The sequence below is a fragment of the Pseudarthrobacter sp. PH31-O2 genome (assembly GCF_030063265.1).
Lineage (GTDB): Bacteria > Actinomycetota > Actinomycetes > Actinomycetales > Micrococcaceae > Arthrobacter.
On sequence record NZ_JASIST010000001.1, the window covers coordinates 457726 to 471244 of the forward strand.

13 protein-coding genes and 2 tRNA genes are annotated in these 13519 nt (G+C 67.6%); 13 read left to right on the forward strand and 2 right to left on the reverse strand.

Going from position 1 to position 13519, the window contains the following annotated elements; genetic code table 11:
- Positions 1-26: 26 nt before the first annotated feature.
- From QMG72_RS02010 to QMG72_RS02040, 7 genes are all read left to right on the forward strand, one after another.
- Complete coding sequence (locus QMG72_RS02010; protein ID WP_226774569.1) at positions 27-1376, forward strand: glutamate-5-semialdehyde dehydrogenase; 1350 nt, start codon at positions 27-29, stop codon at positions 1374-1376.
- 80 nt (positions 1377-1456) lie between these two features.
- Positions 1457-1696 carry a hypothetical protein gene (locus tag QMG72_RS02015; RefSeq protein WP_226774568.1) on the forward strand — a complete coding sequence of 80 codons (240 nt, stop codon included), beginning with the start codon at positions 1457-1459 and terminating at the stop codon, positions 1694-1696.
- 55 nt (positions 1697-1751) lie between these two features.
- Positions 1752-2396, forward strand: a complete 645-nt coding sequence (gene nadD / locus QMG72_RS02020) for a nicotinate-nucleotide adenylyltransferase (RefSeq protein WP_396021265.1) — start codon at positions 1752-1754, stop codon at positions 2394-2396.
- 7 nt (positions 2397-2403) lie between these two features.
- A complete protein-coding gene (locus QMG72_RS02025) occupies positions 2404-3702 on the forward strand; it encodes a hypothetical protein (RefSeq protein WP_283479495.1) in 1299 nt (432 codons plus the stop codon).
- Positions 3703-3819: 117 nt separating this feature from the next.
- Positions 3820-4221 (forward strand): ribosome silencing factor, encoded by a 402-nt coding sequence (gene rsfS, locus QMG72_RS02030; RefSeq protein WP_226774565.1) that lies wholly within the window; start codon positions 3820-3822, stop codon positions 4219-4221.
- Positions 4222-4361: 140 nt separating this feature from the next.
- Positions 4362-4434: transfer RNA gene (locus tag QMG72_RS02035), tRNA-Ala, on the forward strand.
- Between the two features lie 199 nt (positions 4435-4633).
- Positions 4634-4706: transfer RNA gene (locus QMG72_RS02040), tRNA-Ala, on the forward strand.
- Between the two features lie 125 nt (positions 4707-4831).
- Here the strand turns inward: QMG72_RS02040 and QMG72_RS02045 are convergent.
- On the reverse strand, positions 4832-5323 hold the full coding sequence (locus QMG72_RS02045; protein ID WP_396021261.1) for a DoxX family protein: 492 nt from the start codon (positions 5321-5323) through the stop codon (positions 4832-4834).
- A gap of 87 nt (positions 5324-5410) precedes the next feature.
- Between QMG72_RS02045 and QMG72_RS02050 the strand changes: the two genes are divergently transcribed.
- The 4 genes from QMG72_RS02050 to QMG72_RS02065 all read left to right on the forward strand — a co-directional run bounded on the left by QMG72_RS02050 (position 5411) and on the right by QMG72_RS02065 (position 9508).
- Positions 5411-5764: a zinc ribbon domain-containing protein YjdM gene (locus tag QMG72_RS02050; RefSeq protein WP_253032594.1), complete on the forward strand. Its 354-nt coding sequence runs from the start codon at positions 5411-5413 to the stop codon at positions 5762-5764.
- A gap of 6 nt (positions 5765-5770) precedes the next feature.
- Positions 5771-6946: an FAD-dependent oxidoreductase gene (locus QMG72_RS02055; RefSeq protein ID WP_283479496.1), complete on the forward strand. Its 1176-nt coding sequence runs from the start codon at positions 5771-5773 to the stop codon at positions 6944-6946.
- Positions 6947-6986: 40 nt separating this feature from the next.
- Complete coding sequence (locus QMG72_RS02060; protein ID WP_283479497.1) at positions 6987-8171, forward strand: class I SAM-dependent methyltransferase; 1185 nt, start codon at positions 6987-6989, stop codon at positions 8169-8171.
- Positions 8172-8305: 134 nt separating this feature from the next.
- Entirely contained in the window at positions 8306-9508 is a 1203-nt protein-coding gene (locus QMG72_RS02065) for an ROK family transcriptional regulator (RefSeq protein WP_282360259.1), read from the forward strand.
- 16 nt (positions 9509-9524) lie between these two features.
- On the opposite strand, the gene QMG72_RS02070 is transcribed toward QMG72_RS02065, so the two are convergent.
- A complete protein-coding gene (locus tag QMG72_RS02070) occupies positions 9525-9722 on the reverse strand; it encodes a hypothetical protein (protein ID WP_226774560.1) in 198 nt (65 codons plus the stop codon).
- Between the two features lie 415 nt (positions 9723-10137).
- Here QMG72_RS02070 and QMG72_RS02075 point away from each other — a divergent pair, with 415 nt between their 5' ends.
- Positions 10138-11112 (forward strand): methylenetetrahydrofolate reductase, encoded by a 975-nt coding sequence (locus QMG72_RS02075; RefSeq protein WP_283479499.1) that lies wholly within the window; start codon positions 10138-10140, stop codon positions 11110-11112.
- 53 nt (positions 11113-11165) lie between these two features.
- Positions 11166-13496, forward strand: coding sequence for a 5-methyltetrahydropteroyltriglutamate--homocysteine S-methyltransferase (gene metE, locus QMG72_RS02080; RefSeq protein WP_283479500.1), 2331 nt, complete (start codon positions 11166-11168; stop codon positions 13494-13496).
- The last annotated feature ends 23 nt before the right edge of the window (positions 13497-13519 follow it).

Genomic DNA, 13519 nt, shown 5'->3' on the forward strand with positions numbered 1-13519 from the left:
CCGGGAGCCTCGCCTAGACTGGAATGATGACTGAGGCACTGATTCACGAATCCGCAGCGAATTCCATCGACTCAACCACGGGCTCTTCCGTGCCTGAACCATCCACGCTTTCACCGGCCGACGTCGAGGCCGCCGTCCACGCCATCGCCGACCGTTCCCGTGCCGCAGGCCGCAGGATGTCCCGCGCCAACCGGGCCTGGAAGGACCGGGGGCTGCGCGCCATCGCCGCAGCGCTGTTGGAGCGTCAGGCCGGGGTCCTTGCCGCCAACGCCACGGACGTGGCCGCCGGGAAGGCCAACGGCACCTCCGCGGCGCTGCTGGACCGGCTCACCCTCACCGATGCCCGCATCCAGGGCCTCGCCGCCGCCCTGGAGAACCTCGCCAACCTGCCGGATCCGGTCGGTAACGTGGTGCGCGGCCAGACCCTGCCCAACGGGCTGCGGCTGCGCCAGGTCAACGTCCCGATGGGCGTCGTCGCCGCCATCTACGAGGCGCGTCCCAACGTCACGGTGGACATCGCCGGGCTCGGCCTCAAGAGTGGCAACGCCGTCATCCTGCGCGGCGGCACCGCCGCCGCCGCCACCAACGCAGCGCTCGTTACCGTGCTCCGTGACGCCCTGGAGTCGGTGGGCCTGCCCGCCGACGCAGTGCAAAGCGTTGACCAGTTCGGCCGCGAAGGAGCCAACGCCCTGATGCGTGCACGCGGCCGGGTGGACGTCCTGATTCCCCGCGGCGGCCGGGACCTCATTCAGTCCGTTGTGGCCAACGCCAAGGTTCCCGTGATTGAGACCGGCGAAGGCAATGTGCACATCTTCCTGGACGCCTCCGCGAACGAGGAGATGGCCGTCGAGATCCTGCTGAACTCCAAGACCCAACGGCCCAGCGTCTGCAATACCGTGGAAACCCTGCTGGTCCACTCCGGCTCAACAGCGCTGCCCGCCGTCGCCGCTGCCCTGCGCGACGCCGGCGTTACGCTGCATGCCGACGATCGGATCCGCGCTGCACTGCCCGCCTCGATAGACTCGGTCCCCGCCACGGACGAGGACTGGGCCACCGAATACATGGACCTGGACCTTGCCGTGGCCATGGTCGACAGCGTGGACGACGCCGTCAGGCACATCCGAACCTGGTCCACCGGCCACACCGAGGCCATCCTGACCAATGACCTTGGCAACGCCGAGCGGTTTATTGCCGAGATTGACTCGGCCGCCGTTATTGTCAACGCGTCCACCCGCTTCACCGACGGCGGTGAACTCGGCCTCGGCGCCGAGGTGGGTATTTCCACCCAGAAGCTGCACGCCCGCGGACCCATGGGCCTGACGGAACTGACCACCACCAAATGGATCGTCCAGGGCGAGGGCCAGATCAGGTCCTAGCAACGCTGTAACATGGAACAGAAGTCCGGAACGGCGGGGATATCCGCCGTCGTTAAATTGTGAACTCACTAGGGGAGAACATGCTGTCCCAGCAGATCGCCACAATCGTCGCCGCCGTGGGCGGATCAGGCCACGAGGAACTCGCGCCGCTCATCGCACCGCCGATCGTAATTGGCGCCGTGATGTTCGCGCTGCTGATGGTCATGCTGTCGGTCACACTGTCCTACGGCAACCTGGGCAGGCGCCATGCAGCCGTTGAGGAGCACGCGGATCCGCACCGCCAGCACCCGAACAAGCACGATCACAGCCAAGGCCACTAATATTTCCGCCATCGTGACGCAGCGCGGTGCCCGGCGCCGTCTGCGTCTGGGCGTGATGGGCGGTACCTTCGATCCCATCCATCACGGCCACCTTGTTGCCGCCAGCGAGGTGGCAGCCAAGTTCGACTTGGACGAAGTGGTTTTTGTGCCGACCGGCCAGCCGTGGCAGAAGATGAGCAAAAAGGTCAGCGAGGCCGAGCACCGCTACCTCATGACAGTCATCGCCACGGCGTCAAACCCGCGCTTTACCGTCAGCCGGGTGGACGTGGACCGGCCCGGTCCCACGTACACTATCGACACCCTTCGTGACCTCCGAACCCTGCGCCCGGATGCGGACCTGTTTTTTATTACCGGCGCCGACGCCCTGGCGCAAATCTTGTCCTGGAAGGACATTGACGAGCTGTGGTCCCTTGCGCACTTCGTCGGCGTCACCAGGCCCGGACACGTCCTGGACGGAATGGGCCGCAAGGACGTCAGCCTGCTCGAGGTGCCAGCGATGGCAATCTCCTCGACCGACTGCCGCGCCCGGGTAGCTGCAGGAAACCCTGTCTGGTACTTAGTGCCGGACGGTGTAGTGCAGTACATCGCCAAATACGGACTGTACGGCGGCCACCCGGACGTCGGGGACACCTCCGCCGGAAATGGCGCCGCACGCTACGACCGCAGTACCGAGTTAGCCCACCCCGCCAGCATCGAATGAGTTTGCAATGAGTCAGGAACAGCCACCAATCCGCAGCCGTCGCGAACTGCGGCAGGCCAGAGATGAACGCCGGGAGCCCGGTGCCCCCGCTTCCGGCGCGGTTCCCCCTGCCTCGAATAGCCCGGCCTCAGCAAACAAGGACGCCGCAAACAAGGACGCCGCAAACAAGGATGCCGCGCGGCCGGACGCCGTTGATCCCGGTGAACCCACCGAAGCGGAAACCACCGGCCGGCGCCGGATTCCCGGCCCGGTCGACTCGGTCAGCAGTTCCCCGGGAACCGAACGGTCCTCGCAGATCCGGGCCCGGGACCGCGCCACCTTGCGAACCATCAAGGAATTAGCCGAGAAGGAAGGCAACCTCGCCGCCGGCGGACCGCCGACGCGTCGCCAGCTGCGGTTGCTGCAGCTGGCCGCCGAGACAGCCCCGGCAACGTCCGCCAATCTGATCGTCCCTGCCTCGCCCCGCACCCGGGTCAGCCCCTCCGCGCCCCCGCCGGGGGCGGAAGCCGACGCGCCGGCCGCGGGTGCGGAAACCGCCGCCCCGGCGGACGAGGAAGCCGTAGCCGGCCCGGGAGCTCCGGGCGCCGTGGGGATGAGCGTGGAACAGGCCCTCGCCGCACGCGAACTCCTCGCCCAGCAGGCGCAGAACCAACTGGCCAAGATGGAACACATCAACGCCGTGGACGCCGATGCCGTGGATCCGCGCGCACTGGCGGAGCAGATCGCCGTGGCCGAACGGGCCGCAGTACTGGGACGCCGTGCCGCCGCGAAGCAGAAGCTGGCCGAGCAGAACAGCGTGCCGGAGCCGGTGCGCAATGATCCGACCACGGCCAATAACCTGGCAATGGTCACACCCCTGGAGTTCGTCCAGGTTCCGGGCGTGGAGCGGCCGGTCCTGAAGCGACCTGCCACCTCACACGTTCCGGTTGTCACCAACCCGGGCCCCCGGGTTGGTGAAAACCGCAAGTCCGGCGGCCACCGCCCCGGTGCATCCCGCCAGCGCAAACCCGGCCCTGCGACCGGTCGTTCCGGGGTGCTTGCCCGCGCCGAGGCCGCTGCCCGTGCTTCGTCCGTGCCGCCGGCAGAATCCCAGCCGGCGGCGGGGGAACCGCCAACGCTCCGGTCCGAGGAGGACTTCGCCGGCGGCTCGCCGGTGGCCGCAAGCGCAGCCTACGGGCTTGAACCCCTGGACGCGGTCACGGCCGGTTTGGGCAGGGCGCGGCGCCTGCGCCTGGTGGTACTGGCCCTGGGGGTGCTGGCACTGATCGCCGGCATCACGCTGATTGTCACTGCCATCTCCGGCTAGCCACCTTTGCTGCGGGCCGCGCGCTTCCGCCCGGTGGCCACCCGCGCAGTTTCAGAACACACGCTTGTTACCCATAACGCTTTTTACCCAACACTTTTGTACCCAATAAGGAGTCCCGTGACTGCAACCGATTCATCCATCGCCTCAGCCCGCCACGCAGCCCGAGCGGCTGCCGAGAAACTCGCTGAGGACATCGTCGCCATGGACGTCAGCGAACGGCTGGCCCTGGCGGATATCTTCCTGATTGCCTCGGCGCCGTCCGAACGCCAGGTTAATGCCATTGTGGACGGCATCGAAGACGAACTCTCCAAATTCGAGCTCAAGCCGATCCGCCGTGAGGGCCGCTCCGGCGGCCGCTGGGTCCTCTTGGACTACGGCAACATCGTTATTCACGTCCAGCACGAGGAAGACCGCGTGTTTTACGCCCTGGAGCGCCTCTGGAAGGACTGCCCCGTTGTGGACCTTCAGCTTGGCGACGACGTTTCCGCGCAGGCAGCGGCGGGCCCCGAAGCGGAGTAACCCGGCATGCAGCTGCGGAATATGCCCGATTTGGAATTTTCCGAAAGACTGTTCTAAGATATTTGAGTTGCTTCGGAGAAATCCGGACGAAGTACGGAGCCCGGAGGCGAAAGCCGGCGGGGTCGGGGCAGCGAAAATTCGGGGCTGTGGCGCAGCTGGTAGCGCACCTGCATGGCATGCAGGGGGTCAGGGGTTCGAGTCCCCTCAGCTCCACCGGATAATCCGTCGGAATCGAAAGATTCCGGCGGATTTTTTGCGTATGGCGGTTGTCCGGCCCGGGCGTGGAACGTCGGGGTCGGGCCGGTTTCTCCTAGCCGGCTCGCCGATTCGCGTGAACCGGAATTGTGGTTTAAGATAAACAGGTTGCTTCCGGAGAGACGTTCCTTCGCAGGACGGATTTCCCGGCACGTTCGGGGCTGTGGCGCAGCTGGTAGCGCACCTGCATGGCATGCAGGGGGTCAGGGGTTCGAGTCCCCTCAGCTCCACCGAAAAAGGTCCTGCTCAGTGAGCAGGACCTTTTGTCTTTCGGGGAATTTTTTGCGCCCGGAACGGGCTGCCGCCGGCTGCAGTGCACGAACCAGCCGGGACCAGGGCAGGCAGCGGTGCCGGTTTACCGGCCGGCGCGCCGACTCATCCGCCAGGCCCGCCAGGCGCCCGTGGACCACAAGGCCCAGAGCACCAGCAGCGGCTGGAACAGCAGCCGGATCCCGCGGCTGGTGTCCGAGTTGAGGCCAAACGAATCGGTGCCGGTAGCGAACTGGGAGATATTCCCGGGAAAAACGGCGACAAAAAAGGCAGCGACCAGCCAACCGAGGGCAACCCGCCGCCGCCTGATCAGCAGCAGGCCAACGCCCAGGCCGATTTCCACCAGTCCGGACGCAACCACCACAAAGTCCACGTCCAACGGCAACCATGGCGGCACCTGGGCATGGAACGCCTCCCGCGCCCAGCCCAGGTGGCTGACACCGGCCAGCAACAGGAATCCTCCCAGCAGCATCCTGCCTGCAGTCCGGACGCCGGAGCGCAGCCGGGAATCCCCCGGCGCGGGAGGCGAACCCGGTGTTGGGACCGGGCGGTGGGGTTGAACTGGGCTCTGGGCCATGGGGCGCCGCCTTCACTCTGGGGAGCTCAGCTTAGCAATGCCGGCCTTCCCGCGATTCGGCCCGGCACCTCGACTACTGTTGGGGTCGTGAATGAGACCCTGCCGCCGTGCCCGGAATGCTCCAGTGAATACAGCTATGAGATGGGTGCGCTCCTGGTCTGCCCCGAGTGTGCCCACGAATGGTCGCCCGCAGCGGAAGCAGAGACCGGCGGACAGGAACCAGCACCGGTCAAGGATGCCGTTGGCAACGTCCTCTCCGACGGGGACACAGTGACGGTCATTAAGGACCTGAAGATCAAGGGCAGTTCCACCGTCATCAAAGTCGGGACCAAAGTCCGCGGAATCCGGCTGGTCAACGGGGTTGGGGGCCACAACATCGACTGCAAGGTCGACGGCGTCGGACCCATGCAGCTGAAATCCAGTGTCGTCAAGAAAATGTGAGCCGTAATGTCCACAGCGGGTGACGGGACGCTCAGGTCCGCCGACGTGGTTGTTATCGGCGGTGGCCAAGCCGGGCTCTCCGCCGCCTACCACCTGCGCCGCCGCGGCCTGGTCCCGGCCACGGCCCGCCCCGACAACGGAGGAACGGCCGAGGGCGGAGGAACCGGCGGGCCGGCCGGCAGCTACCATGTCCTCGACGGCGAGGACGGTCCAGGCGGGGCCTGGCGGCACCGCTGGAAGAGCCTGCGGATGTCCACCGTCAACGGCATCAGCGACCTGCCCGGCCGGCCGCAGCCCGCCGTCGACCCGGACGAAGCGAGCTCCAGCTTCCTGCCGAGGTACTTTGGCGGCTACGAACACGAGCTCTCGCTCGCCGTCGAGCGCCCCGTCAAAGTCCGGTCGGTCACCCGGGAGGACGCGGAGCCGAACGGGCGGCTGCGGATCGCCAGCACGGGCGGCGACTGGTCCGCCCGGGCCATCATTAACGCCACCGGTTCCTGGACCCGGCCGTTTTGGCCGATCTACCCTGGACGGGCCACCTTCCAGGGGCGGCAGCTGCACGTTGCGGACTACGTTTCCGCCGAAGAGTTCCGCGGCCGGCACGTGATCGTGGTGGGCGGGGGAATCTCCGCCGTCGGTTTGCTCGACGAGATCTCCCACGTCACCGGGACCAGCTGGTTCACCCGCCGGGAACCGGTCTGGCGGGAGACGGACTTTGACCGCCGGGCCGGGCACAACGCCGTCGCGCTGGTGGAAGAACGCGTCCGGCAGGGACTGCCGCCGCAAAGCATCGTCGCGGTGACCGGGTTGCTCTGGACCCCGGCCCTGCGCGCGGCCGCGGACCGCGGTGTCCTGGAGCGCCAGCCCATGTTCACCGGCATCGAGCCCGGGGGAGTGCGGCGGGCAGATGGCAGCTTCCTGGCCGCCGACGTGATTCTCTGGGCCACCGGCTTCCGGGCGGAGCTTGAACACCTCGCCCCGCTGCACCTGCGCGGCCCGGGCGGCGGGATCGCCATGGACGGCACGCAGGTGGCCGCGGAACCACGGGTCCACCTGGTGGGCTACGGTCCGTCCGCGTCCACCATCGGTGCCAACCGGGCGGGCCGGTCCGCGGTGGCAGGCATCCTGCGTTTACTTGGCGGGCAGGATAAATTGGCAGGGGACTTCGTTTACCCGTCCTGAACACTCACTCACCGGACTCACATAAGGCGGCAACTCGCGCGTGGCGGACAACACTCTTGTATCCCTCTTCTCCCGGCTGGGCAGGTCTCCGGATGTGGAGGCGCCCAACCTGCAGGCCTGGGACGCCACGGACCCGCTCCTGCTCGAGGCCGCCGGCGGACTGCTCGCGGACGGGCTGCTGCCTCCGGGCGGACGGCTGGCCATCGTGGGGGACCGGTACGGAGCGTTGACCCTCGGCGCGCTGGCGCTGAACAGGTGGAACACCGGGGAGCCGGGCGCGCTGAATGGACCGGTCCGTGTGCACCAGGACCTCATCACCGGGGAACGTGCCCTCCGCAACAACGCGGAGAAGCTAGGCGTCGACGGCGGTTTTGAGCAGTTTCCGCTCGGCGCCGGGCTGCTGTCCGGTGCCACCCTGGTGTTGCTACAGCTGCCCAAGTCGCTGGCTGAGCTCGAGGAGATTGCCGACGCCGTCGCCCGCTACGCCGCGCCCGACGTTGTGCTGCTGGCCGGCGGCCGGGTCAAACACATGAGCCTGGGCATGAACGCCGTGCTGGAGCGTCACTTCGGTGAAGTCCAGCCGCAGCGTGCCCGGCAAAAGTCCCGGATCCTGCTGGCCCGGCGTCCCCGCCCCGCCACCGGGGCCCCGCCGTTCCCCAGCACGGAGGTCAATACCGACCTGGGACTGGCTGTCTGCGCCCGGGGCGCCGTCTTTGCCGGCACCGGGCTGGACATCGGCACCCGGTTCCTGCTGGAGTTCCTGCCCCGGATGCCGGCCGCACGGCACGCCGTCGACCTCGGCTGCGGGACCGGCATCCTCGCCGCCATGTATGCCCGCAGCCACCCCGGTTCCCGGGTCACGGCCACGGACCAGTCCGCCGCCGCCGTCGAGTCCGCCCGAGCCACGGCGCAGGCCAATGGCCTCGGTGACCGGATCACGGCCCTGCAGGACGATGCGATGGGCTCACTCCCGGAGGCCAGCGCCGGGCTAATCCTGCTCAACCCGCCCTTCCACGTCGGTGCGGCGGTGCATTCCGGGGCTGGCATCAAACTTATCGAGGCGGCAGGCCGGGTGCTGGCTCCGGGCGGGGAGCTCTGGACGGTGTTCAACAGCCACCTGCACTACCGGCCCACGCTGCAGCGGCTTATTGGCCCCACCCGCGAGGTCGGAAGAAACCCTAAATTCACCGTGACAGCGAGCATCCGGAAATCCGCTGCAGTGTGAAGCGGGGTGTATGGGCCGCCACCGGAGCTTAACGTACGATTCTGAGATAAGCAGTGCGCAGCCAAAGACGTTTAGGGGTATCAGTGCCTGAAATCCGCCAGCCCTCGCCGAGGCGCGGAACCAACTTGCCGCGGATGGGGGATTTCAACCTCACGGTGATCCTCGACGCCATCCGTCGGTCCCCGGCGGGCCTTAGCCGGGTGGAACTGGCACAGATTGTCGGGCTGTCCCCGCAGACGATCTCCAACATCTCCCGGCGGCTGCTGGACCAGGACCTGATCTACGAGGCGGGCAAGGAAGGCACCGGCCCGGGCAAGCCGCGGACCATGCTCAGGCTCAAGTCCTCCGGGATGTACGCCGTGGGTGTCCATCTGGATCCCGCCGTCATAACGTTCGTCGTGCTGGACCTGGTCGGAGCAGTGGTCAAGCATTCCCGGATCAAGACCCCGATGGGCTCGGATCCCGGCGCCGTTATCAACACCATCGCCGCCGAAATCAAGCAGCTGATCTTGGATTCCGGCGTCGACCCCGCGCGGATCGCCGGCCTCGGCGTCGCTTCTCCCGGACCGATCGACCTGGAGGAGGGCTCGGTGGTTGACCCTCCGCTCCTGCTCGGTTGGGACCGCGTGCCGCTCCGGGATGCGCTCGCAGCGGCGACGGGGCTGTCCACCATCGTGGATAAGGATGTAACAAGCGCCGCTGTGGCGGAGACCTGGGCGGGCGGTCCGAGCGGCTCCGGCAGCTTCGTGTTTATGTACATGGGCACCGGCATCGGCTGCGGGATCGTGCTCAATGACGAGGTGGTCCGCGGCACCTCCGGCAACGCCGGCGAGATCGGGCATATCATCGTGGATCCTGACGGCCCGCCGTGCGTGTGCGGGGCGCGCGGCTGCGTCCTGTCCTCCTGCATCCCGCAGGTCCTGGTGGCCCGCGCCGTCGAAACGGGGGTCCTGGCGGGACCCCTTGCGGTCCAGACAGGTCCTGCCCTCCAGGAGAGCTTCGCCGCGCTGTGCGCGGCGGCGGTCGCAGGCGAGCCCCGGGCCGAGGCGATCATTGACCATTCCGCCGTGCTGGTGGCCCGCGCCGTCTCCATCGTTACCAACGCCTTGGACGTGGACCGTGTGGTTTTCGGCGGCCCGTTCTGGACCTGCCTCTCACAGCGCTACCTTGAACGGGTCCCGGAGCTCGTCCGGGACGGCAGCGCCACCCGGAAGATCCACGAGATCGAAGTGGTCGGCACCGGCGTCGGCGAGGACGTCGGCGCTGTCGGCGCCGCCTGCCTCGTGCTTGAACACACGCTGGCACCGCGCTCGCAGCGCCTCCTGCTGGACGGCTAAAGCCTGCCGGCAGGCGTCAGTCGATGTCCTCCACAACGGAACCGAACGGGATGGTGGAGTCCAGATGGGCCTGGTGGTCGTGCGGGTGCACCACAACCCGGACGCCGTGCATCTTGTCCGCCGCGGACTGCATCAAAATCGGACGCACGGCGTTGATGAAACTCTCGCTCTTGCCGGCGAGGTACTCCTGGTAGCTGGCTGGAAGCTGGATCATGGCAAAAGAATAGTCCTGCGCGGGTGTGAAAGGCAGATGCCGGCGCCAACACTTCCGCCGGGTATACCGTCCGCAAACCGGCCCCTGGCGCATTAAAGCGAAGAATGTTCTGTCACCAGCCGGAAAGTTCCGTAAGAGCACGTCTTAATTCGGCAGCGGACTTGAACGCTGACCGGGCGGGCCGTAAAGTTCTATCCAAGTTACCCCGGTAACGTGTCAGCGATCCTCCGCTGAAGGCCTGCCCACCGGCGGCCCAGGAGGGTGTGGGTGCCCCCATGTGGGCCTGACATTTGCTCACGGAATACTTCGTATCAGGCGTAACAGTCGCGGCTGCGTCCTGCTGGAGTCTCCTCCGTGTTCCCCAAACTCAATTCACCGACGGCAACGCCGTCAGTGGTCACAGCCAAGGACGCAAATGTCTCCACCAAGCCTTATTGACACCCATCCAGATCTTGCCGGAACGGCTCCTGTCGCCCTCTCCTACGAGCTATTCCCGCCGCGGTCACCCGCTGCCACGGAATCGCTCTGGACCACCATCGGCGAACTCGAAAGCACGGACCCGGACTACGTGTCCGTGACCTACGGCGCCAGCGGCTCGAACCGGACCACTGCCGTCGAACTGATCAACCGGCTTGTCCAGGAGACCACGCTGCGGCCGCTGGCGCACCTGACCTGCGTTGGAAACTCACCGCAGGAGCTCGCCGACATCATCGGCGAACTGCTCGACGTCGGCGTGCGTGGCATCCTTGCCCTGCGCGGCGACCAGCCCAAAGACGGCGTTGTGCCGCCCGCGGGTTCGCTGCGCTACGCACAGGACCTGATTGAGCTCATCCGCCGGGTCGAACAGCGCCGGTCCGCGCTGCTCTGCGCCGGTAAGGTGGCGATCGGCGTCGCTGCCTACCCCACCCGGCACCCGGAGTCCCCGAGCGAAGCGCATGATGTGGAGGTGCTCCTGGCCAAGCAGCGCTCCGGCGCGGACTTTGCCATCACCCAGGTGTTTTTCCACACCGGCCAGTACGCGGACCTGCTGGCACGGGCACGCCGGGCCGGCGTCACCATCCCGATTATTCCGGGGGTTATGCCGCTCACCAGCGTCCGCCGGCTCACCCGCCTCAGCGAGCTGACCGGCGTCGCGCCGGACCCGGTCCTCATCGACCGGCTCACCGCCGCGGGCACCGACACCGACCGGACCCGGATCGGGGTCGGCGCCACAGTGGACTTGGCTAACGCGGCGCTGGACGCTGGAGCCCCCGGGTTGCACCTCTATACCTTCAATGAACATGCCGCTGCACTGGACGTGCTGGACAAACTCGCGCTGCCGCGCCCGCGGAGCGCCAACCGGCACAGAAGCCACCAGCGCACGGCCGGACGCCGACAGCTCGCCGGCTGACGGCTCACCAAAAACTCTCCTCCGCACCACACCACCAACTTCTAGGACTTCCCATGACTGACACGCTCACCCCCTTCCCGTCCGCTTCGATCCTGGGCTACCCGCGCATCGGCCGGCGCCGCGAACTCAAGAAGGCCGTCGAGGCTTACTGGGCCGGCAGCATCGATGCCGCGGCCCTCGATGCTGCAGCCAAGGAGATCCAGCTCGGCGCCGCCAAGCGCCTCCAGGGCCTGGGCCTGACCGAGGCGGCAGCAGTGCCCGGCACCTTCTCCTACTACGACCAGGTGCTCGACGCCGCCGCCCACCTCGGCGCTGTGCCCGCCCGCTTCGGTAACCTCCTGGATGCCGGGGGCCAGCTCGGCATCGACGGCTACTTCACCCTGGCCCGCGGCACCAAAGACCAGCAGCCACTGGAAATGACCAAGTGGTTCGACACCAACTACCACTACCTCGTCCCGGAAATCGGCCCGGAAACCGATTTCTCGCTGACTTCCAGCCGCATCGTTGAGGAATTCGCCTACGCTTTGGCCAACGGCGTCGAGACCCGGCCGTACCTCGTCGGCCCGGTCACCTTCCTGTTGCTGAGCAAGGCCTCCGGGGACGCCCCCGCCGGCTTCAGCCCGCTCTCGCGCCTGGCGGACGTCCTACCGGTGTACACAGTCCTGCTGGAGAAGCTCGCCGCCGCCGGGGCCAGCTGGGTCCAGCTCGACGAGCCCGCCCTGGTGGTGGACCAGGACACCCCCGCCGAAGAGATCCAGGCCGCCGTAGCCCGTTCCTACGAGGTGCTCGCCGCCGCCGCCAACCGCCCCCGGCTGTTCGTCTCCACCCCCTACGGTGCGCTTGACGGCCAGCTCGGCACGCTCGCCGCCACCGGCATCGACGCCCTGCACCTGGACGTCTACAAGGGCGGAGTGCCCGCCGCGGCGGCCCTGGCCGCGCTGGGCAATACAACCCTCGTCGCAGGCGTTGTGGACGGCCACAACATTTGGCGCAACGATCTTGCCGCCTCGGCCGGGAAGCTCACCGAGCTCCGGAAGTCCGTCGCCCGGCTGGCCGTCAGCACCTCCACCACCACCGCGCACGTTCCGCACGACGTCGACGAGGAAGTCCAGCTCCCCGCGCAGCTGCGCAGCTGGCTCGCCTTCGCCGACCAGAAGGCTACCGAAGTTGTTACCCTGGCCGGTTGGCTGACCGGGCCGGAAGCAGCCCGGCCCGCCATCGAGGCGGCCACCCGCATCATCGCCGACCGTGCCGCAGCCACGGGCGTCCGCCGCGACGAGGTCCGGAACCGCACCGCCGCGCTGACCGGGGCCGACTTCAGCCGCTCCGCCTACGCCGTCCGCGAAGCCGCGCAGTCTGCGGCGCTGCACCTGCCCCCACTGCCGACCACCACCATCGGCTCCTTCCCGCAGACCGGTGAGATCCGCACCGCCCGGGCCCGCGCCAACAAGGGCTTGATCAGCGCCGAACAGTACGGGCTGCTGATGAAGGATGAGATCAAGCGTGTTGTGGAGCTGCAGGAAGAGCTCGGTTTCGACGTCCTGGTTCACGGTGAGCCGGAGCGCAACGACATGGTCCAGTACTTCGCCGAAAACCTCGAGGGCTTCGACGTCACGGTGCACGGCTGGGTCCAGTCCTACGGCTCCCGCTGCACGCGCCCGTCCATCCTGTGGGGCGATGTCACCCGCGGTGCACCGATCACAGTGGACTGGGCCAGCTATGCGCAGTCGCTCACCGGCAAGCCGATGAAGGGCATGCTCACCGGACCGGTCACCATCCTCGCCTGGTCCTTCGTCCGCGACGACCAGCCGCTCGGCGAGACCGCCAACCAGGTGGCGCTGGCCCTGCGCGATGAGATCACGGACCTCGAAGCTGCCGGCATCAAGATCATCCAGGTGGACGAGCCAGCCCTGCGCGAACTCCTGCCGCTGCGCACGGCGGACCAGGCCGCGTACCTGGACTGGTCGGTGAACTCCTTCCGCCTCGCCACCGCGGGCGCCGCGGATGCCACCCAGATCCACACGCACCTGTGCTACTCCGAGTTTGGCGCCATCATCGACGCGATCGACGGACTCGACGCCGACGTCACCTCGATCGAGGCCGCCCGGTCCCGGATGGAGGTTGTGCATGATCTTCAGTCCCATGGCTTCAGCCGCGGCGTCGGCCCGGGGGTGTATGACATCCACTCACCGCGCGTCCCGGGCGAGCAGGAAGTCACCGAGCTGCTCAGCACCGCCGTCAGGCACGTCCCGTCCCGCCAGCTCTGGGTCAATCCGGACTGCGGCCTGAAAACCCGCGGCTACGCCGAAACCGAAGAATCCCTGCGCAACCTCGTCGCCGCCACCCGCACGGTGCGTGCCGGGCTGCTTGCGGCGGCCAACTAGCCCAGCGCCAGGTACGACGCCGT